The sequence below is a fragment of the Neobacillus terrae genome (genome assembly GCF_011393025.1).
Taxonomy (GTDB): domain Bacteria; phylum Bacillota; class Bacilli; order Bacillales; family Cytobacillaceae; genus Neobacillus_A; species Neobacillus_A terrae.
In genome coordinates this window covers 257,799-278,406 of the sequence record NZ_JAAOEO010000005.1, presented here as the reverse complement: position 1 = coordinate 278,406, position 20,608 = coordinate 257,799, and the positions used below count along the sequence as shown (strand labels likewise).

19 protein-coding genes are annotated in these 20,608 nt (G+C 37.3%); 18 read left to right on the top strand and 1 reads right to left on the bottom strand.

The window, feature by feature from the left end; all coding sequences use genetic code 11:
• Nucleotides 1–67: 67 nt before the first annotated feature.
• From G8761_RS09725 to G8761_RS09710, 4 genes are all read left to right on the top strand, one after another.
• Nucleotides 68–421, top strand: a complete 354-nt coding sequence (locus G8761_RS09725) for a YolD-like family protein (protein ID WP_166026015.1) — start codon at nucleotides 68–70, stop codon at nucleotides 419–421.
• Between the two features lie 114 nt (nucleotides 422–535).
• Nucleotides 536–2,035, top strand: a complete 1,500-nt coding sequence (locus G8761_RS09720; protein ID WP_166026013.1) for a nitrate/nitrite transporter — start codon at nucleotides 536–538, stop codon at nucleotides 2,033–2,035.
• Nucleotides 2,036–2,371: 336 nt separating this feature from the next.
• Nucleotides 2,372–3,298 carry an alpha/beta hydrolase gene (locus G8761_RS09715; RefSeq protein ID WP_166026011.1) on the top strand — a complete coding sequence of 309 codons (927 nt, stop codon included), beginning with the start codon at nucleotides 2,372–2,374 and terminating at the stop codon, nucleotides 3,296–3,298.
• Between the two features lie 114 nt (nucleotides 3,299–3,412).
• On the top strand, nucleotides 3,413–4,321 hold the full coding sequence (locus G8761_RS09710) for an alpha/beta fold hydrolase (protein ID WP_166026010.1): 909 nt from the start codon (nucleotides 3,413–3,415) through the stop codon (nucleotides 4,319–4,321).
• A gap of 795 nt (nucleotides 4,322–5,116) precedes the next feature.
• Here the strand turns inward: G8761_RS09710 and G8761_RS09705 are convergent.
• Nucleotides 5,117–5,455 (bottom strand): hypothetical protein, encoded by a 339-nt coding sequence (locus G8761_RS09705; RefSeq protein ID WP_166026008.1) that lies wholly within the window; start codon nucleotides 5,453–5,455, stop codon nucleotides 5,117–5,119.
• 413 nt (nucleotides 5,456–5,868) lie between these two features.
• Here G8761_RS09705 and larB point away from each other — a divergent pair, with 413 nt between their 5' ends.
• The 14 genes from larB to G8761_RS09635 all read left to right on the top strand — a co-directional run bounded on the left by larB (nucleotide 5,869) and on the right by G8761_RS09635 (nucleotide 20,592).
• Nucleotides 5,869–6,633 (top strand): nickel pincer cofactor biosynthesis protein LarB, encoded by a 765-nt coding sequence (larB, locus tag G8761_RS09700; protein ID WP_166026006.1) that lies wholly within the window; start codon nucleotides 5,869–5,871, stop codon nucleotides 6,631–6,633.
• Nucleotides 6,630–7,520, top strand: a complete 891-nt coding sequence (gene larC, locus G8761_RS27630; protein ID WP_166026004.1) for a nickel pincer cofactor biosynthesis protein LarC — start codon at nucleotides 6,630–6,632, stop codon at nucleotides 7,518–7,520. Before larB ends, larC begins: the two co-directional genes overlap by 4 nt.
• Before the next feature lie 35 nt (nucleotides 7,521–7,555).
• A complete protein-coding gene (gene larC2 / locus G8761_RS27625) occupies nucleotides 7,556–8,026 on the top strand; it encodes a nickel pincer cofactor biosynthesis protein LarC2 (protein ID WP_166026002.1) in 471 nt (156 codons plus the stop codon).
• Between the two features lie 793 nt (nucleotides 8,027–8,819).
• Complete coding sequence (locus tag G8761_RS09685; RefSeq protein ID WP_166026000.1) at nucleotides 8,820–10,166, top strand: gluconate:H+ symporter; 1,347 nt, start codon at nucleotides 8,820–8,822, stop codon at nucleotides 10,164–10,166.
• A gap of 261 nt (nucleotides 10,167–10,427) precedes the next feature.
• Entirely contained in the window at nucleotides 10,428–11,243 is an 816-nt protein-coding gene (gene larE / locus G8761_RS09680) for an ATP-dependent sacrificial sulfur transferase LarE (RefSeq protein WP_166025998.1), read from the top strand.
• Nucleotides 11,244–11,519: 276 nt separating this feature from the next.
• On the top strand, nucleotides 11,520–13,292 hold the full coding sequence (locus tag G8761_RS09675; RefSeq protein WP_166025996.1) for a PrpR N-terminal domain-containing protein: 1,773 nt from the start codon (nucleotides 11,520–11,522) through the stop codon (nucleotides 13,290–13,292).
• A gap of 522 nt (nucleotides 13,293–13,814) precedes the next feature.
• Nucleotides 13,815–15,158 carry a four-carbon acid sugar kinase family protein gene (locus G8761_RS09670; RefSeq protein WP_207789173.1) on the top strand — a complete coding sequence of 448 codons (1,344 nt, stop codon included), beginning with the start codon at nucleotides 13,815–13,817 and terminating at the stop codon, nucleotides 15,156–15,158.
• 142 nt (nucleotides 15,159–15,300) lie between these two features.
• On the top strand, nucleotides 15,301–16,302 hold the full coding sequence (gene pdxA, locus G8761_RS09665; protein ID WP_166025994.1) for a 4-hydroxythreonine-4-phosphate dehydrogenase PdxA: 1,002 nt from the start codon (nucleotides 15,301–15,303) through the stop codon (nucleotides 16,300–16,302).
• Nucleotides 16,303–16,417: 115 nt separating this feature from the next.
• Nucleotides 16,418–17,680 carry a nickel pincer cofactor-dependent isomerase, group 22 gene (locus G8761_RS09660; RefSeq protein ID WP_166025992.1) on the top strand — a complete coding sequence of 421 codons (1,263 nt, stop codon included), beginning with the start codon at nucleotides 16,418–16,420 and terminating at the stop codon, nucleotides 17,678–17,680.
• A gap of 445 nt (nucleotides 17,681–18,125) precedes the next feature.
• Nucleotides 18,126–18,731, top strand: a complete 606-nt coding sequence (locus tag G8761_RS09655) for an undecaprenyl-diphosphatase (RefSeq protein WP_166025990.1) — start codon at nucleotides 18,126–18,128, stop codon at nucleotides 18,729–18,731.
• A gap of 88 nt (nucleotides 18,732–18,819) precedes the next feature.
• The gene (locus G8761_RS09650) at nucleotides 18,820–19,092 is read left to right on the top strand and encodes a hypothetical protein (protein ID WP_166025988.1); all 273 of its coding nucleotides are present in this window, start codon (nucleotides 18,820–18,822) and stop codon (nucleotides 19,090–19,092) included.
• Nucleotides 19,093–19,113: 21 nt separating this feature from the next.
• A complete protein-coding gene (locus G8761_RS09645) occupies nucleotides 19,114–19,650 on the top strand; it encodes an HD domain-containing protein (protein WP_166025986.1) in 537 nt (178 codons plus the stop codon).
• A gap of 17 nt (nucleotides 19,651–19,667) precedes the next feature.
• Entirely contained in the window at nucleotides 19,668–19,967 is a 300-nt protein-coding gene (locus tag G8761_RS09640) for a hypothetical protein (RefSeq protein ID WP_166025984.1), read from the top strand.
• Between the two features lie 49 nt (nucleotides 19,968–20,016).
• Nucleotides 20,017–20,592, top strand: a complete 576-nt coding sequence (locus G8761_RS09635; protein ID WP_207789172.1) for a cysteine hydrolase family protein — start codon at nucleotides 20,017–20,019, stop codon at nucleotides 20,590–20,592.
• Nucleotides 20,593–20,608: the final 16 nt, after the last annotated feature.

The window sequence follows — 20,608 nt, the reverse complement described above, 5'->3', positions numbered from 1 at the left end:
TTTATCTTTTGCATCTTTTACGAACAGATGTTCTATAATGGGGATAAGGACAGAAAGGAGGATTACGATGGGGATTAGAGGCCGCGGAAAGATAAAATGGCAGCCTGCTTCTTTTTTGCCTGACCAATTGACGATGATAAGGAAAGCCAGGCTGGAGGATTCAAAGGTGGAAAAGCCTCTTTTAGATGAGTATCAATGGGAGGAAATCGAACAGAAGCTTCTTTTGGCAATGGAGTTTGCCAGCAAGTTGACCATTAAGATATGGGAGGATGGTTTCTTTTATGAATATAAAGGACTGTTGCACAGGCTGGATGAAATGAATAAGGTAATTTATTTGGAGATGGAAGAAGCTTTAATGGTAAAGATAAGGTTTTTTGATATTTCAGATGTTTTTGTAAATACATACATTATTTTAATGTGAGGTTTGTTACAGTTTTCAATTCAAATGTAGTTTATTCTAGTAATAATTAAATGTAACTTCTTTTCCAAAGGGAAAACGACTGCATTTTTTTCTAAATTGAAAGGAGAGAAGCAAATGCGTTTGCAGAAATGGCAATTGCCTCTTCAAACCCTAAGCTTGGTTGTCGGCTTTATGGTTTGGGTTCTTATTTCTTCCTTAATGTCAAGAATTAAACAGGACATTGATCTTAATGCAAACCAGGTGGCTTTGGTTACAGCAGTCCCGGTCATTCTTGGTTCCATCTTAAGAATTTTCCTAGGATACTGGACGAACCGATTTGGTGCACGAATTATTTTTTTCATAAGCTTTATCATTTTGATTTTTCCTGTTTTTTATCTTAGTACTGCTAATTCCTTTACCGATTTAATTATTGGAGGATTGTTCCTTGGGATGGGGGGAGCCGTTTTCTCCATAGGTGTCACATCGATTCCTAAATATTATCCAAAAGAACGGCATGGTTTTGTAAATGGAATCTATGGTGCTGGTAATATCGGAACGGCTATAACATCCTTTTCGGCACCCGTAATTGCAAATAATATTGGCTGGGAAAATACCATCAGATTGTTTTTGATTCCGGTTATTTTGTTTGCCTTATTAAACTTCCTGTTCGGAGACCGAAACGAGCCAAAGGTAAACAAACCCTTATTGGGGCAGATCAAAAGTGTTTATAAGAATGAAAAGCTTTGGTTTTTAAGCTTATTTTATTTTATTACCTTTGGATCTTTTGTTGCCTTTACCGTTTATCTTCCTAACTTTTTAGTATCGAATTTCAGATTAACTCCAGTAGATGCCGGATTAAGAACAGCCGGTTTCATTACTTTGGCAACCCTTTTACGGCCGATTGGAGGCTGGCTTGCTGATAAGGTTAATCCTTTTGTGATTTTACTATTCGTGTTTGGAGGACTAACCTTTTCAGGTGTGCTGCTCTCATTTTCACCAACAATTAATCTCTATACAGTTGGCTGTTTAACCAGTGCATTTTGCGCGGGGGTTGGCAATGGAACCATTTTTAAGCTAGTCCCATATTATTTTTCAAAACAAGCGGGAATCGTAAACGGGATCGTTTCCGCTATGGGAGGTTTGGGCGGTTTCTTCCCACCGCTTGTACTGACAATCGTTTTTGGTATTACAGGGCATTATGCCATTGGATTTATGTCACTTGCTATGTTTGCATTGGCGAGCCTTGTAATAATCGTCTGGATGTATTATCTCGAAAGATTAAGCCTTGAAACAAAGATACTTGAAAATGTGGGGCAAAGCTTGATGGTAACTGACACCGGTGGAGTGATTCAAAAGGTGAATGAAGCTTTTACCAGAGTAACCGGTTATGAAGCGAAAGAAGCTGTAGGAAAATCACCCAAAATCCTGCAGTCAGGAAAATATGAAAAAAGCTTTTATGAAAAAATGTGGTCATCTATGTTAAAAGACGGCTATTGGCAGGGTGAGATTTGGAACAAACGAAAGAATGGGGAACTCTATTTAGAATGGCTTACCATAAGTGAAGTAAAGAATGATGTAGGAGAGGTAAAATACTACCTTGCATTATTTAGTGATATGAAAGAATCAAAAGGCTGAAGGGATCCTTCGGCCTTTTTCCTTTTTGTACTAATAGGACAAGTTTATAGAAATGTAAACTAGTTAGTCTCTGTAGTTCGCAGCCATTCTGTTTACGAAGTGGAGTATGCAGGCATAACCTTCTTTTAATATGCAAAAGTCGGGATGGATGAATATCTCCCTGTGGCTTTGGTCTCACTCGATGTATCAATATTTTTCACCTTTACTTTTCAGAGGGTTATTTTATTGTATTTTTTACCAATTAGTTGATATGATTTAACAAAGCTCTAATTCTTGTATTTAAACTATACTATCCAGTTAGTATCCGTGTTATTCAAACAAAGGAGGTTATTGAAAATGGCAGTTTTGCATCCTAAAATGAATTATTTCTTAGAAAACCTGTTGCCTGTGTATCCAGAAGGCTATTCTCCTACTTTAGAGGATATCCGTTCAAGGTCAAGCGCCGTTAAAGGAACGGTGGAAGCTGTTTATAAAGTAGAAGACCGCAGCATTCAGGGACCAGAAAGTGTAATACCTATTAGAATTTATACACCTGAAGGACAAGGTCCCTTCCCTATAGTTGTCTTTTTTCATGGGGGAGGATTTGTTTTTGGAGATCTTGAAAGTCATGATGCTGTTTGCCGAAGCATTGTGAATGCATCCCAGCATATCTTAGTTGCTGTTGATTATCGTCTTGCACCTGAGAATCCTTTTCCAGCAGCTCCTAATGATTGTTTTGCAGCCGCAAAGTGGGTATATAAAAATGCTTCCGAATTAAAGGGGGATAACACAAAAATTTCCGTTGCCGGAGACAGTGCTGGCGGAAATTTGGCAACGGTGGTTTGCTTAATGGCTAAAGAAAAAGGTGGATTATCGATTTCAAAGCAGGTTCTCCTTTATCCTGTAACAGATTCCTATCAGCCTGGAAAGTATGATTCTTACATTGAAAACGGAAAGGGATATTTTCTTACCACAGATTCCATGGGTTTGTTCAGTAAATTATATGTTCAAAACAGTGAGTGGAGAAATCATCCATATGCAACCCCTTTAAACGCACCAGATTTAAGTGGTTTGCCTCCTGCCCTTATCATTACGGCAGAATATGATCCCCTCCGGGATGAGGGTGAAGTATATGCGGAAAAATTACGTAAATCAGGTGTAGAAGTTATCCTGGAAAGAGAGGAAGGGCTTATCCACGGATTTTTTAATCTTTTCAGTTTAATGGATTCAATAGAGGACCTGAAAGAAATATATGAATCTATTGGTTCTTTTCTAAAGAATTAAGGGGGAATGTATGCTGACAAAGGAACATGAATTATAACGTTACAACTTCGTAACATTATTTGCCCGCCCACCGCCATAAAATGGTTTTATAACTAAATATTTGGGGGGCTAATAATGAATGGGAAGCTAATCGAAATAAGAGGCAAAGAAATATATGTTGAAGTACATGGCAAGAACAATAAATGCCCCGTTCTCTATTTACATGGTGGTCCAGGAGAAAGCTGTTATGACTTTTCTTATCATCAAGCAAAATCTTTATCTGAGTTTGTAAAATTAATAGCTATTGACCAAAGAGGGGTATGCCGCTCCGAACTGATTGAAGATAATGATGCTTTCGGATTGGACGATATTATAGAGGATTGCGAAGAGCTAAGAAAAATTCTGGGAATTGAACGCTGGTCCTTAATCGGTCATTCATTTGGAGGCTATGTAGCTTTAAAGTATGCATATAAATATCCTTCCTCAATTAGTAAGATTATATTTGAAGGTCCAACATTTGACTTTAGGCTCACAACCATCAGTCTATTAGAAAAAACGGCTCAAATAGCAGAAAAGCACGATATTCAAAACATAAGTGAAGAATGTCTGTCTCTTGCAAAAAGTAACAAATCAACGAAAGAACTGGTTGAAGGCTATTTGGACTTAAGCTATTATTTATGCGAAAAAAGAATGGAAATCTACACACATAATTTTAGTAATCAAACGGATTATTCGGTTTATTCACAGGAAGAATGGAACAATTTCGATTATAATGCAGAAGTCCACTATGACCGTTTACGAGATGAAGGGACAATCTACGAAACTCTTTTGCCATTAATAAAGGAAATTCAGTCTCCCATGTTACTTTTACGAGGGAAGTATGACCCTGTTACCTGCCAGAAACAAATTGATGCGTTTAAAAAGAATGCAAGGTATTGGAAGATTTTTATTTTTAATAACAGTGGACACACACCTCACTATGAAGAAAGTAAGTTATTTTCCAAAGTGGTGATAAATTATTTATTAGATAAACCTTTGAAATAACTTCTTAAGGAGAGTTCCAGGACTCTCCTTTTTAGTCGGTTAGGAAATTATAGATTTTCACCTTGTGGAAAACTCCGAACTAGGTTATTGTAATCCAGCTCCAGCGCCCAGCTCCTCGGGGTCATAAGCCAAATCACTTCAGAAATCAGGATTTCCTACGTGATTCGTCTTATGCCTGTCGGAGGCCCACAGGAAGTGGGTCAGAAAGGCGTTGCCACAGGATGTGGCGTATTTAGCCTTTCATCATAAAAATAGGGCGCTTGCGCCTTTTGTTCTTTTTTAAGAATACACAATAGGCAGGTCAAGAATTGGAAAAGGAAAAGAAATTCCACCGTGCTTTTGGAGTGTATTATGTGAGGAAAAATGGGTGTAAAAATTTACTCTGTTCTAATCAAGTGATTTTATAGCTGTTAATATATCCTTTTCTAAAACATAATTATTGGAGGTGTAAGGGATATACATAATAACTAGATTTCTAACCGTATAAATTGCAGGCGTAATGGCTATATCTATTAAAGCGAATTTAGCCTCGAGTTTTTCTTTTATGAATAAAGCATCTTCCCTTGTATTGCCCTGATAAAAATTTAAACACTCTTTATCTTCTAAGAAACAATGTCTTTCTTGTTCATATTCTGGAAGATGAAATAACCCTTCAATCGGATGTATGCTTGAATAAGTATATTTCTGCTCCAGTACAGATGCTGCAAGGTCAATTGATATTGGATAAGGTTTTTCTACTTTCTTATATTTAGCCGTCTGTTTTTTCGCTTTTACATATTCTTCATTTCCAAGGGCTTACCAGTAGCTTTTTCCACCTTTAATAATAGTTATTAAAAAATTTCGGCCTGTATCCAAGAGTGTATATTGGTCATTTTTATTATTAAGCACTTTTACGATAAATTGAGGTTCTCTTTCAGGAAAACCCGTTTTCAAAGTGGGCGGTTCCGACGTATCAATCCATTGTGTTTTATCTATAACTTCTATTAATTTCTGATCATAAGGAAAGGATTTACCGTTTACTATCATAGAAGAAGAATGTTTTTCATTTTCTTTATCGATTATTGTACAACCAGTAAAAAAAACAAATAGGAAGATTAAAGGGAAAAATATAAACTTCTTCAAAACTTCACCCACATTCAAACCTGTTTTCTTAATTTTACCAGTTATTACCACATTCTCAATGGATAACTTTCATGTCAAAGTGAGATGAGGGGTTTTATTCAGATAGTGGAAATAAACCGGGCAAAGGAAACCTTCCAATGCCGAGTATGCTCGCGTACACTCCGCGTAAAGCGAACGCATAAAACGAAAACAAAAAACATTCGGCTATGAATTTACGAAAAAATAATCTATAATTGTGGGGCTGAAAAAGAATAACGGTATTACATTACAGTGAGAAAGAATTTTAGATTTTTAAGTAATTACGAGGATATTTAAGATGGTTCAAATGTTTGCTAATAACTGTAACAAAATTTTTGAACCTGCCAAAGAAAATCATAGAAGATATTAGTGCGAAACGTACAGTCCGATTAAGGTGTGTGAAAACAATGATGGAAGATATTTTATTGAAAGTTCAAAAAGGCGAATTAAGTGTTTCAGAGGCGAAAGAAAAGTTAGCTACATATGAGAATTTAGGCTTTGCAAAGGTTGATCATCACCGGAAGAATCGCCAAGGTTTCCCGGAAGTGATTTATGGGGAAGGGAAAACGAAAGAACAAATCCTTTCCATTATTAAAGCAATCAGATCAAAAGATAATGATGTATTAGTGACAAGAATTTCAAAAGAGAAAGCGGATTATATCCTTTTAGAGCACCCAGAGTTCATTTATAATGACACGGCGGAAATTCTTTTCTGGAAAGAGAGCGCTAACACAACTAGTGAGGATCCTTATCAGGGTTACATTGCCATTGTTTGTGCTGGAACCTCTGATCTAAAGGTAGCTGAAGAAGCTGCAATTACAGCTGAAGCATTAGGAAGTGAAGTTCGGCGCTTTTACGATGTAGGCGTTGCTGGGATTCATCGTTTATTTGATAATATTGAACAAATTCAACAGGCAACAGTCTCAGTAGTAGTAGCAGGAATGGAAGGAGCTCTTCCAAGTGTTGTAGGAGGCCTCGTTTCACATCCTGTCATTGCGGTTCCAACAAGCGTTGGTTATGGTGCCAATTTTCATGGCTTGTCAGCATTACTTACAATGTTGAATTCATGCGCATCAGGTATTAGTGTGGTGAATATTGACAACGGATTTGGTGCTGCATACAACGCTGTACTGATTGATAACATCGCAAAAAAGGGGGCCAAACAAAGATGAAAACACTTTATATTGATTGTTTTTCAGGTATTAGCGGGGATATGTTCATCGGTGCTCTCCTGGATGCGGGTGCAGATCCAACCATTTTAGAAAAAGAATTAAAAAAGCTTCATTTTGAAGATGAATATGATTTGTCTTGGAAAAAAGTCGTGAAAAATGGGATTACAAGTACTAAATTTGATGTAGTGTTAGCGGATGACCACCATCATGAACACGACCACCATCATGAACACGACCACCAACATGAGCATGACCACCATCATGAACACGACCACCATCATGAACACGACCACTATCATGAACACGGCCACCATCATGAACACGACCACCAACATGAGCTTGACCACCAACATGACCATCATTATGGACATGATCACCATCACCGTTCATACAGTGGTATTGTAACAATGATTCAAGCTTCCGATTTGGCACCCGAAGTGAAAGAGACCTCTTTAAAAATCTTTCAGAAAATTGGTGAAGCCGAAGGGCATATCCATGGTATTCCTTTAGAAAATGTTCATTTTCACGAAGTAGGTGCCGTTGATTCCATTATTGATATTGTCGGAGCGGCAATCTTAATTCATCAATTAGGAATAGAGAAAATCAAATCTTCAGCGGTTCCTGTTGGCACTGGAAAAGTACAAATAGCTCATGGTACTTATCCAGTTCCTGCACCAGCCACACTTGAAGTATTAAAAGGTGTACCTATTGAACAAAGCAATGTAAGGTTTGAGCTAACAACACCAACAGGAGCCGGCATCGTAGCTGTTCTGGCAGAAGAATTTTGCACCATTCCATCCATGGAAGTAAAATCAATTGGCTATGGCGCAGGGACAAAAACTTTTAAAGACCATCCAAATGTTCTTCGGGTGATTATTGGAGAATAGGATGGGGGAATAAAAGATTATGAGAGGAGTAAAATATGGTTTCTCATCCTCATAACAATGAACATATTGATGATGAAATGATCAAGATGGAAGTAAATCTTGATGATGTGTCAGGTGAATGGCTGGGTTATGTCATGGATTTACTTTTTGACGCTGGAGCTAATGATGTATTTTATACACCTATTTATATGAAAAAAAACCGTCCAGGGGTTTTGCTTCAGCTCCTTTCATCCCGGCAGAAATTAGATAAAATGAAAGAGATTTTGTTTAAAGAAACTACTACCTTAGGAGTACGCTACTATCCTTTAACAGTGCATCGGCTTGAAAGAAAGTTTAAAAGTGTGCAAACGGAATGGGGAACTGTGACGGTAAAGGAAGGGTATCATAATGGAGAACTCATCCAAAGAGCCCCAGAATATGAAGAATGCAAAGAAATTGCGAAAGTCCATAATGTCCCGTTGAAACGGGTTTATGAACAGGTATGGAAGACTATTGATAAAGCTTAATGAAAAATGAGCAGCCAGGCGGATAAAGGTACTTGACCTTTGTCCGCTTTTGTTTTTTTGATATGTAATTTATCAAATGGAACGGTAATATCCGCAAACACTCAGAGGGATAGGGAGCCAGCAAACCCACCATTGAAACCTGAGTGAAGTGGCTGGCAAAAATTTGTGTTATATCGGTAAATAAAACAAAATTAATTTTTTGAAACGAGTAGAACATGCTCACTATCCATGTAAAAAAACGATATATAGGTGTTTGATATTAAAACACACGATTTTAAGCGTTGAAAAAAGTAACAAAAAGAACTAATTCACCTACTTGACAAGATTATTGGGAGATAATACAATGAATATTGTTCACATGTGATGTAATAACCAACAGTTGTTATAAGTTATGTATTCTTTACAGCAAATATCTGATAAATGTGTTGCAATATAATATGTTTTTCCATTATCTAGGACATCTAGCTTCTAAGGTAAGCCTTAAAAAAGAAATAGTAATTTTATACCTTTTATTTTTTTGAGTTTAATTGTAAGCACTTGCAGTAAGCCCTTGCAGTAAATATACAGATGGAAAGGACTTTATTTTTTTATGTGTAATTGTAAGCATTTCCATATGCAAGGAAAGAATTAAAGGATCACAAAATAAAGGATTAAGGTGTCTAATTTTCATCTTTAATGTAAGCACTTGCAAGTGCAATGAAGATTGATAGTTTTAGTTATATGGAAAGATATGAGATACAATGCAGCATTTTTATAATCAAAATTACTAGAAAGAAAATGGGGGAGAACAATTATGCCTTTAGTAATAATTGCAATAGGGGTACTATTATTACTTTTGTTCATTATGGGCTTCAAATTGAACACATTTGTTTCATTAATTATTGTTTCATTCATCGTAGCTTTAGGGCTCGGAATTCCAATGAAGGACGTTGTTCATTCAATTGAAACCGGTCTGGGCGGAACTCTTGGTCACATTGGTTTGATTTTTGGACTAGGTGCCATGCTGGGAAGGTTAATTGCAGATGCAGGTGGCGCACACCGTATTGCAACAACCTTGATTAATAAATTTGGCGCAAAAAGAATTGAATGGGCAATTTTGATTGCATCATTTATTGTAGGGGTAGCATTATTCCTTGAAGTAACGATTGTATTATTAGTTCCAATTATTTTCACAATTGCAAAAGAGTTAAAAGTTTCTATTTTAAAATTAGGTCTTCCAATGGTAACAGCTGCGTTAGTGGCACATGCTTTCTTGCCACCGCATCCAGGACCAATTGCTGTTACAGCTGAATATCACGCCAATGTGGGAATGGTTTTAGTTTATGGAATTATCGTAGCGATTCCGACTGTTATTCTAGCGGGTATTTTATATCCTAAGCTTGCTCGAAAAATCGTACCATCTGCTTTCACTAGAGAAGGAAACGAGTCTTTCGGGGTTCACAAAACATTTAAATTAGAAGAAACACCTGGTTTTGGAATCAGTGTATTTACAGCTTTATTCCCTGTTATTCTAATGTTTTTAGGTGCTATCATTGATATGACTCAGCCGGAATTAGGTTTTAAAGATAGCTGGTTTACAACCTTTATCCGCTTTATCGGTAATTCTTCTACTGCTTTAGTACTTTCTGTATTGCTCGCTACTTATACAATGGGATTAAGAAGGAAAATTCCTATTAAGAATTTAATGGATTCTTGTTCTTCGGCAGTAAATGCATTAGGTATGCTTCTATTAATCATCGGTGGCGGCGGTGCCTTAAAACAAGTAATTGTTGATGGCGGCGTTGGTGATTATGTAGCAAAATTATTTGAAGGTACTCATATGTCCCCAATCCTGTTTGCATGGATCGTGGCAGCTATATTACGTATCTGCTTAGGATCAGGTACAGTTGCAACATTAGCAACTCCAGCTTTAGTTCTTCCGTTAATTTCAACTATGCCTGGTGTTAACTTAGAGCTAGTTACACTTGCTACAGGTGCTGGAAGTGCAATCGCATCTCACGTAAACGATGCTGGTTTTTGGATGGTTAAAGAGTCCTTGGGGATGTCATTGAAAGAAGCATTCGGAACTTATACCATTCTTTCCACTATTGTTGCCGTTTCAGGTTTAGTATTTACTCTAATATTAAGTGCAATTATATAAAAAAGAACAGAAGGGACCATTTTATAGATTCTATAAAATGGTTTCTTTTTTTGCAATTTAGTTTCCAATAATTATAAAAAATATATTTTTGAAATCGCTTTATTAAATGCTTTTACTTTGATCGGAATTCGCTTATAATTTTAATGTGTTGCAAAATGCACAATTCTATAATAATGATGTTTTAAAAAGTGATTTTGCATCAATCGAATTTCCAAGCATAAAGTTAAATATTTTAAAAATATTGAGATAGGTGGAATAAAGATGAACCAAAAGTATGAACGACTTAAAGAAATCTTAAAGGAGATGGGCAATGTAGTAGTTGCTTTCTCCGGCGGTGTCGATAGTACTTTATTGTTAAAAGTGGCGGTGGATGTTTTAGGTAAAGAAAATGTATTGGCTGTCACCGCAGATTCTGAAACATATCCTTCGACTGAATTAGAGGAAGCGAAGAAGCTTGCTAATTTAATAGGTGCAACACACCAGGTGATTGAAACGTCTGAACTCAATATCCCTGGTTATGTAGAAAATGACCGTAACCGTTGTTATTTTTGTAAAAACGGATTGTTTGAGGAAATCGTCCCAATCATGCACCAGAACGGATTTGAAAATGTGGTATACGGCCTAATTGCTGATGATATGAATGAACATCGTCCGGGTGTACGCGCAGCAAGGGAACATGGCGTACGCGGTCCGCTTCAGGAGGCTAATCTTTTTAAAGAAGAAATTCGTGAACTTTCAAAACAATTGGACCTGCCTACCTGGGAAAAACCATCATTCGCTTGCCTATCTTCGCGTATAGCTTATGGCGAAAAAATTACTCAAGAAAAATTAACGAAGGTTGAAAAATCAGAAGCTTATATAAAAACCTTTGGTATTAGACAGGTCCGCGTTAGAACTCATGAGGAAATTGCAAGGATTGAAGTAGAGCCAAAGGATATGCAGTTGATATTAACAAACCACCAAGATATTATGGAGAACCTTCAAAAATTCGGATATAAATATGTAACCCTTGACCTCCAAGGCTATGTAAGCGGCAGTATGAACAAAGTTTTAACAACAAGCTTGAACGAAAATTAAGCCTTATTTTAGATAACTGAATTGGGCGCGCAAATCCTCTAGAGGAAGATTGGTAAGATGTCCTAGAGAAGGGCTATCGGGATGAATCTTTAAATCCGCTAGATGGAAATTTCCTTGAAGGGCGACTCCTCCTAAAGGGAGCCACAATGTGGAGGTTCCGAGATTGTCTCGCGGAATGAGGAAAGGTGCCCCTTACCTTTTATATGAATAGTAAGCGTTTTAATTAAGGGAAGGGTATTTATATTTGATTTTTGCAGTTAGAAGGGGAAGGAATCGATGATTAAAGCGTTGGTTATAGTTCCGTATGAGGGACTATATGAAATGATGAAAGAAATCCAACAGGAAGTACACAATATGGAATTGCATATCGAATTGGGGAACTTACACGAAGGTGTGGCAATTGCAAGGGAAGCTGAAAATAATGGCTATCATTTCATCATCAGCCGTGGCGGTACAGCTTCCATGATTCAAGAGGCTGTATCTCTTCCTGTGATCGACATTCAGGTGTCTGGCTATGATGTTTTACGAATTATAACGCTTGTAAAAGGATTCTCGCGCAAAACTGCCCTTGTTGGTTTCTCAAATGTTACACAAGGAGCTTCTACTATTTGTAAGCTACTTGATTTTGATATTAATACATTAACAATTACAAAAGATACCGAGGTTCAGGATAAATTATTAAATTTAAAGAAACAGGGCTATGAAGTAGTGATTGGTGACGTGGTTACTGTACAAACAGCCAAGCAATTGGGAATGACAGGAGTTCTAATTACCTCCGGCAAGGAAGCGATTATGGATGCGTTAGAGGAAACAAGAAGGTCCTATCGCATTTTCTCGCAGCTTCAGGACGAAGTTTCTTTATTCCAATCCATTTTGGACTGTAACGAACAGGCAGTAGGGGTATTTAACCGTGAAGTGAAAATGGTTTATAGGAATGAGCGCTTTAATAAAGATTTTCCCCTGATTAATTTAGAAAATTTGTCAGAAATAAAAAAGGTTATTCAAGAAACTTTTTTATTGCGCGAGAAACAAACAAATATAGTTCATATTAATCATTCATTTTGGAAAATCACCTCACATCCTCAGGAGGAAACAATTGTATTGTTTCTTGAAAAAGATCCTGCAAATCAAGCTATTGGACTGCAAGGGGAAGCAAGCCTGAATGCAATAGAATTCCAAAATCCCCCTTCCTATATTCCGATTTCCGGAAAAAGCGAAATGATTCAGAATGTGATAAAGGAAATCGATCAATACAGTGAAAGCGAAGAACCTGTCTGGATTTCCGGTGAACAGGGGAGTGGAAAGGAATTAGTCGCCCACACCATTTATTTAAAACGGAAACACTTGAATGAACCTTTCATTGTGCTGCATGGAGAAGTATTAAGTGCTGAACAGCTTAAAGGTTTAATGAACGAAGATTTTTTTCAAAAATACGCTAATGGAGTCATTTACTTCAAAAAAATTGATAAATTATCCCCTTCTGCCCAAAAAGAGCTGTTGCAGATAATAAAGAAGGAAACCAATAAAAAGGTGCAGTGGTTATTGTCTTCTGAAGGGAAAATAGCAGAAAAGGTCCAAAATGGGACATTTAATCCTGAATTGTATAGCGCTTTAAGCATGTTAAAAATAAACATTCCGCCTTTAAGAGAACGAAGAGAAGATATTGAGGATTTAGTTCATGTATTCATTTCAGAATTACATCCAAAATATGGAAATGAAGTTGTGGGAATTCGTCTTGATGCTTTAGAGGAGATTACGAGCTATGACTGGCCAGGAAATGTAGAACAGCTAAAACAAGTAATTGAACAATTGTTCTTGCAAACAAAGTCTTATTATATCGAGAAAGTAGAAGTGGAGAGTGTTCTAACACGATTGGATCAGCAAGAGATAATGAATGATGCATTAGCACAAATCGATCTAAGCGGCACGTTGGAAGAAATCGAGAAACAAGTAATATCGAAGGTTCTTGAAGAGGAAGGGTTAAATCAATCAAAAGCGGCTAAACGTTTAGGGATTAACCGTTCTACATTGTGGCGCAAGCTAAAATAACAGCTTGCGTCTTTCTTTTGTCTGGGAAGTTATAAACCTAAAGCTGGTTTTGAAGAATTTTGATTAGAGCGAAGGCAAAACTCTTTGAAAAGTTATCACAATTGCTAAGTGTATGATCATCATTCGGGGGATAGTATGATAATTGATCTTCGGTAAATGGAGTCTCAGCATTGATGAAAATCGAGGTGGCTTGACTGTATTCGTTAGCCTGCTCTAAAAGCGGAAACTACCCGAGTTATTTTTTGTTGCATAATACAACAGTATTAAATTTAAACCCCAACAAAAGTTAAAAAATAATTGCTAAATGCAACATTATAATATATTATTAAAGAGTAGTCCTGAAAGCGTTTTAGGACAAGGAAACATATAGGATTTATTAATGCTAGCAAGGTACCAAATGAAGGTGTTGCAGAAAGAAATGAATAGACAACCTACCAAGCAATCAGAATAGGCAGCTTAAGTCTAACAAAAAATAAGAAATCGCAAATAACACAACGGAAATTGCGTATAAAGGGGGTCGGGATGAAGGTGAAACTAGCAGTTATTGCAGATGATTTAACAGGCGCTAATGATACAGGTGTTCAATTTGCAAAACAAGGCTTAAATACAATTGTCCTTTTTTCAGATACAGAATTAAACGCTGCGCATTTAAGTGAAGATGTCATTGTTTTATATACGGATAGCAGAGCATTAAGTTCTGAAAAGGCCTACGATGCCGTTTTTCATTTATCAACGCAATTGAACAAATTTGATGTATCTTCAGTCTTTAAAAAGATCGATTCGACCATGCGGGGAAACATCGGTCCGGAAATTGATGCAGTAATGGATGTATTTAATTATAAGACTGCTTTTGTGGTACCGGCATTTCCGAAAAGTAATCGAATAACAGTAAACGGAAATCATTATGTCAATGGAGTACTTCTAGAAGAAACTGAAATTGCTCTTGATCCTGCCTGCCCAGTAAAGGAGAGTTATTTGCCAAACTTAGTGCAGGAGCAAAGTAAGAGGGAAGTCGAATTAATTTCCATTTCTGATGTCCAAAAAGGAAAAAGTCATTTATCAGAGAAAATGAATGAGCTGTCATCTGGTGAAGGTTCAAAAATTATCATTGTTGATGCAACTACTGATGAAGAATTAAAAACAATTGTCGAAGCTGCTCAGTTATTAGGTGGTAATTTTCTTTTGGTTGGTTCAGCGGGAATTGCATATCATCTTACCAACACGGGGTTTCCAGAAGAACAATTACGAAAGGCACAAGTAGATGAACGACTTCCTGTACTAGTAGTAGCAGGAAGTGTGAATCCTATTATCCAGCGTCAAATAGAAGATATGAAAGTGAAATATCCTATTAATGAAATTGTTATTTCTCCTGAAGAATTCTTCTTTGAGGATAGGAGAAAACTTGAAATTGACCGTGTTGTAAGAGTTGGCCAGGCATTACTCCAAAAAGGTGATTTAGTGGTTACGACTAATCGTGAACGGGAAACGATAAATAGAGTCAAGGTTCTTCAACAACAGCTTGGTTTATCGAACTTCGATGTTGGTCATACAATCGCCCAATCTATGGGGGAAATTGCAGGTCAATTAATTGAAAACAATAATATCTGCGGTTCCATTTTAACAGGCGGTGATATTGCTGGAGCTACCTGTAAAGTACTAAATGGCGAAGGAATCCGTGTAATTGGTGAGGTAGAAGCTGGTATTCCATTTGGGAAATTGTTTGGTGGTTCATATGATGGTATCCCGCTTGTTACTAAAGCAGGTGCATTTGGAACGGAACAAGCATTATCAAAAGCGGTTCAAACTATAACCGAAATTAATGCACATGTGAAAAATTGCGATTGGCGTTATTCCGAAATTTTATAAAAGGTTTTTTACTAAAGAGAGTTTTAAAGGTAAATGTGGTTTTGAACAATGGTTATTAAAACCGAAGGCGTAAGACTCCTTCGGGAAAAGCAAGGGAAGATAATGCCCTAAGAAATAAGATGAGAAAACGGAGGAAATAAACATGGCTGCAAATAAACCAAGTATTGCTATTACAATGGGGGACCCTTCAGGAGTAGGTCCGGAAATTATCGTTAAATCTTTAAATGATAAAACCGTCTATGAAAATTGCCGACCATTCGTAGTTGGCGATCTTAAAATTCTAAAAAGAGCTTTAAAGGTAACAAATATTGAACTTCAATTGAACAGTATTTCAAATCCTGAAGATGCTAAATATGAATTTGGAACAATCGATATTATTGATTTAGATTTAGTTTCTGAAGATTTACCATGGGGACAGGTTTCTTCTGAAGCTGGTAATGCAGCATTCCGCTATTTAGAAAAGGCGATTGGTTTTGCTAATGAAAAGAAAATTCATGGAATCTGTACAGCTCCTCTAAATAAAGAAGCGCTTCATAAAGCAGGACATATCTATCCAGGTCATACTGAAATTTTAGCTGAATTAACAAATACGAAAGATTTTGCTATGATGCTATCTGCTCCTGGCTTAAGAGTTATTCATGTAACAACCCATATCGGACTTATTGATGCTGTTAAGAAAAATAATGTTGAACGCCAATACACAGTTATTAAACTAGCTCATGATACTTTACAAAAAGCAGGAATTAAAAATCCTCGCATCGCCGTTTGCGGTATTAACCCGCATGCTGGTGAAAACGGACTTTTTGGTAATGGTGAAGAAGAAGAAAAAATTATTCCGGCAGTAGAAAAAGCACAGGCTGAAGGAATCAATGTCCAAGGTCCGCTTCCAGCAGATACTTTATTCTTCAGAGCAAGACGCGGTGATTTTGATATTGTTGTTGCACAATACCATGATCAGGGACATGGTCCGATTAAAGTATTGGGTCTTGAAGCAGGAGTTAATATTACAGTTGGCCTTCCAATCATTCGTACAAGTGTTGACCACGGTACAGCTTTTGATATCGCAGGTAAAAACATTGCGGACGAGCTATCATTAAAAGAAGCAATCCGCATGGCGATTGAATTAGCTCCTGAGGAATTGTAATAATAAAATAAGCAAGCAGCCGAGCAAGAGGTCATAACTGATCTCTTGCTGGCTTTGTATATTCTAAAATGACTAAACTAAAATCAATGTGTTCGTTTTGAAAGGAGATCGTTTAATGTCTTTTCCTAAAATGGCAAGAATTAGACAACATTTTGAAGTAGAAAGCCTAAGGGATATTCCTGCAGCTATCATTGATCAATTTAATAAAATAAATGCTGATGAAAAAATAAAGCCGGGCATGGAGATCGCCATTACCGTTGGCAGCAGGGGGATATCAAATATTCCAACGATTGTTAAAAGTGTTGCCGATGAAATTAAAAAGAGAGGGGCAACTCCCTTTATCATTCCAGCAATGGGAAGCCATGGCGGTGCTACAGCTGAAGGACAAATCGAAGTATTGGACGGTTTGGGTGTAACTGAAGAATCCACTGGCTGTGAAATTCGCTCATCCATGGATGTTGTAGAGGTCGGCGTAACGTCTGAAGGTATCCCTGTATATGTTGATAAACATGCATATAATGCGGATGGAATCATCGTTATGGGACGTGTGAAGCCGCATACTGATTTTAAAAATAAGATTGAAAGCGGCGTTTTGAAAATGGCGTCAATCGGTATGGGAAAACACAAGCAGGCATTAGCTTTACATACTTATGGCATTAAGGGAATCAGTGAAATGATGCCTGAGGTTGGAAAAGTAGCGATTAGTCATTCTAAAACATTATTTGCTATCGCTATTGTTGAAAATGCTCACGAGGAAACAGCCATCATTGAAGCAATCGAAAATGACAAAATTGAAGAACGCGAAAGAGAATTATTGAAAAAAGCATTTGATTTAATGCCAAGTCTTCCGGTTGATGAAATGGATATCTTAATCGTTGATGAAATGGGTAAAAACTTCAGTGGTACTGGTATGGATACGAATATTATTGGCCGGATTCGTGTATTAGGTGTAGAAGAACCGAAAAAACCGGGCATTAAATATATCATTGCTTCTAATTTAAGTGAGGCAAGCCACGGCAATGCATTAGGCATTGGTTTGGCCGATTTAACAACCCAGCGGTTATATAAAAAAATCGATTTGAAAACAATGAATGAAAATGTTGTTACAAGTACATTTTTAGCTCGAGCTAATATTCCAATTGTTCTAGATAATGACCAGGAAGCTTTAAAAGCAGCTTTACGTGCTACCTGGGGTGTTGTTGAGGAAAAGGCCAGAATTGTAAGGATCCCAAATACTCTTCATATAGGCGAGTTATATGTTTCTGAAGTGATTTTTAACGAGCTAAAAGATAAGAAAAACATCGAGGTATTAGAGGATCTCCAGGAAATGAAGTTTGATGACGAAGGCCATTTCGTGCCTATGTCTGTTATTCATTAAAAAAATGACTTAAATATAAAGAAGAATTGTCCAGCCCTTTTCTCTGCTGGAGTGTTAAGTTTATTTATATTTAAAAAAACACAAAAAACGGCTTTCTAAATGGAAGCTGTTTTTTTGTATTTAACTTTTCACTTGCCATAAATAGCGGGGTTTTTAATGTAGGAGTCTCTGTTAAATCTCATTGTTGATTTTTTCTTAATTTGATTGAAAAAAAAGGCGCGAGACTCCTCGAAAATGCATACGCATTTCCTTCGTGCGTGGGCGATTTCAAGGGAGCTATTCAATGTCCTGCGGGAAAAGTGGTCCAAGAGCGGAAATCAACATGGGAGATTAACAAAGCCAAGTTTGAAAGTAAATTAATGCAAATTTAATTAATAGTTTAGAAAAAGTTAAGCATGGGGGACTATTCTTATTATATAAAAATAGCTTGGTATGGGGGTTTATTATGTTATCAAAATTGGATTTAAATGCTTTTCAATTCATTAACCATCTTGCTGTTAGTGAGAGGGTGCTAAATCCCTTAATGATTTTACTGGCTGAACGCGCTGAATATATATTTTTTGCAGGTCTTATTTTCTATTGGTTCTTTAGGATTTCGAAGAGTGACAATCGAAGAATGGTAGTGGAGGCTTGCCTGGCAGCTTGTCTGGCTTTAGGGATTAATGTACTAATTGGGATGTTTATTTACCGTGACAGACCCTTTGTTCATCACCATGTCAATTGGCTGATTCCTCATGCGAAAAATGATTCCTTTCCAAGTGACCATGCAACCGGGTCATTTGTCATTGCCATGGCTATTTGGCAATGGAAAAAGCGCGATGGATGGTTATGGCTTCTATTAGCCGCAGGTATTTCCTTATCTCGTGTTTGGACAGGCGTTCATTATCCAGCAGACGTTATTGCAGGAATGATAATTGGTACTGTCTCAGCTTTTATTGTTCATAAACTTGCAAACAGTTCAAAAATAGTTGGTAAGTTAATTACTTTTTTGATTAATTTATATACGAAGATAGAGGGTTTAATTTTTAAAAGAAAAGCAATTAATTCTTAGAGAAGATGGTTAAATTCCATCTTCTTTTTTATTGCTTAGCAGTGGTAAAATATGGGTAAGTAATTTTGGTGAAAAGGGTGAAGGAAAGATGGGTGAGCTGCTTGTTTGGTTTTTTGGATTGGTGCTTATCTTATTTTATGGAATGTATGCTATCCACGTTTATTTACCCAAAAACACTAGATGGAAGTACATCACTTCTTCATGCTTATTCCTTTTCGGTGTTATAGGCTGGTTAATGGTATGGCTTGGATGGGGCTGGCTGACAATGGGGATAGTCAGTACAGGCCTCTTAATGCTATTGGTATGTTCTTTTTTATTAGATATAGGTATCGATTTTATTACAAAACACAAGAATGCTTAGTTTTTGGAAGGAGGAAGGTAAATGGAACTTATTGTTAAGGCTCTTCAGGTAGCAAGTAAAGCACACCGAAATCAGAATCGAAAAGGTACTGATATTCCGTATATCAGCCACCCGGCAGCAGTTGGAATGATCTTATTAAAAGCAGGATACGGGGAAGCAGTGGTAGCTGCAGGGATTTTGCATGATACTATTGAGGATACAAATCTGGAGCTTCAAGATATTAAGGAAGAGTTTGGAGCTGAGATTGCTGAAATTGTAGCCGGATGTTCCGAACCGAATAAGGAGCTTTCCTGGGAGGTACGCAAAGAGCATACAATAGATTTTTTAAAAACAGCTTCAGAAGAAATTCGGGCCGTTGCCTGTGCTGATAAATTACATAATATCCGATCAATCATTAAGGATTATGCAGCGGAGGGGGATGCCGTCTGGAAAAGGTTTAACCGTGGCAGAGAGCAGCAGGAATGGTACTACCGAAACTTGGTTGAGAGTCTAGGATATACATCAAACTTTGAACTGCTGAAAGAATTCCAGTTAGAGGTTCAGCATTTATTTAAATAAAGGAGAGATGATTCCAGGTGAAAGAATCTTTTCCTTACCGGGCCGGCTTAGATAAGCTGATTCCCGTTTCAGAAATACCCGTATTAAATAGGATGAGGAGTCTGCCTCAGCCACAGAAAAGACTGCTTTGGAAGATTATCAAAATAACCTCCAAGGATGGTCTTGCCATTTATAATGGGAAATTGATTGACCTTAAAATATTATTGACCCAAGGGCTGATTGAGCAAAACCTATTATACCGGGGGAAGGGAATCAGCCTCTTCGTTCTTCCCGGGGCTCAGCATCTCCTCAGACAATTGATACGAAAAATAGAATGAAACAGTTCCTTAATGCAAAACTTAACCAAAAAAGGTTAGGAAGGAATTTATGATGCAATTTTTAAATCCCCCGGCATTAATGGTGCTGGACGTTCAAAAGGGTTTTGATGATCCCAACTGGGGGAAGCGAAACAATCCTCAGGCTGAGGAGAACATCTTACGCCTGCTGACAGCATGGAGGCAAAAGAATTGGCCAATCCTTTACTCTCAGCATTTATCGCTTTTACCAAAATCGCCACTGTACCATAAAAATAAAACCGGTATTCATTTCAAAGAAGTCATTCAGCCGCTTGAAGGAGAAAAGGTGTTTCCGAAAAACGTAAACAGTGCGTTTATCGGAACCAAACTGGAGTTCTATTTAAGAGATCAGCAAATCAAGACAGTGGTGATTACAGGATTGTCCACCCAGCACTGTGTTTCCACTACAACACGGATGAGCGGAAACCTGGGATTTGATACATACCTGATTTCGGATGCGATTGCAGCCTTTGAAATTACCGATTATAAAGGGATTTACCATTCGGCTGACGAAATTCAAAATGCGGAACTTGCTGCTCTTCATAAAGAGTTTGCCACCATTTTAACGACGGACGAAATATTGGTTCTCTATTTAAAAGATAAATGACGTGTGTATCGGAACA

What these genes read in the sequence shown, in the direction of transcription:
- larB (WP_166026006.1), top strand. Translation starts at nt 5,869, where the DNA reads ATGATGGAAGATATTTTATTGAAAGTTCAAAAAGGCGAATTAAGTGTT.
- G8761_RS09660 (WP_166025992.1), top strand. Translation starts at nt 16,418, where the DNA reads ATGTCTTTTCCTAAAATGGCAAGAATTAGACAACATTTTGAAGTAGAA.
- G8761_RS09710 (WP_166026010.1), top strand. Translation starts at nt 3,413, where the DNA reads ATGAATGGGAAGCTAATCGAAATAAGAGGCAAAGAAATATATGTTGAA.
- larE (WP_166025998.1), top strand. Translation starts at nt 10,428, where the DNA reads ATGAACCAAAAGTATGAACGACTTAAAGAAATCTTAAAGGAGATGGGC.
- larC (WP_166026004.1), top strand. Translation starts at nt 6,630, where the DNA reads ATGAAAACACTTTATATTGATTGTTTTTCAGGTATTAGCGGGGATATG.
- G8761_RS09715 (WP_166026011.1), top strand. Translation starts at nt 2,372, where the DNA reads ATGGCAGTTTTGCATCCTAAAATGAATTATTTCTTAGAAAACCTGTTG.
- pdxA (WP_166025994.1), top strand. Translation starts at nt 15,301, where the DNA reads ATGGCTGCAAATAAACCAAGTATTGCTATTACAATGGGGGACCCTTCA.
- G8761_RS09650 (WP_166025988.1), top strand. Translation starts at nt 18,820, where the DNA reads ATGGGTGAGCTGCTTGTTTGGTTTTTTGGATTGGTGCTTATCTTATTT.
- G8761_RS09655 (WP_166025990.1), top strand. Translation starts at nt 18,126, where the DNA reads ATGTTATCAAAATTGGATTTAAATGCTTTTCAATTCATTAACCATCTT.
- G8761_RS09635 (WP_207789172.1), top strand. Translation starts at nt 20,017, where the DNA reads ATGATGCAATTTTTAAATCCCCCGGCATTAATGGTGCTGGACGTTCAA.
- G8761_RS09675 (WP_166025996.1), top strand. Translation starts at nt 11,520, where the DNA reads ATGATTAAAGCGTTGGTTATAGTTCCGTATGAGGGACTATATGAAATG.
- G8761_RS09645 (WP_166025986.1), top strand. Translation starts at nt 19,114, where the DNA reads ATGGAACTTATTGTTAAGGCTCTTCAGGTAGCAAGTAAAGCACACCGA.
- G8761_RS09720 (WP_166026013.1), top strand. Translation starts at nt 536, where the DNA reads ATGCGTTTGCAGAAATGGCAATTGCCTCTTCAAACCCTAAGCTTGGTT.
- G8761_RS09725 (WP_166026015.1), top strand. Translation starts at nt 68, where the DNA reads ATGGGGATTAGAGGCCGCGGAAAGATAAAATGGCAGCCTGCTTCTTTT.
- G8761_RS09685 (WP_166026000.1), top strand. Translation starts at nt 8,820, where the DNA reads ATGCCTTTAGTAATAATTGCAATAGGGGTACTATTATTACTTTTGTTC.
- G8761_RS09670 (WP_207789173.1), top strand. Translation starts at nt 13,815, where the DNA reads ATGAAGGTGAAACTAGCAGTTATTGCAGATGATTTAACAGGCGCTAAT.
- larC2 (WP_166026002.1), top strand. Translation starts at nt 7,556, where the DNA reads ATGGTTTCTCATCCTCATAACAATGAACATATTGATGATGAAATGATC.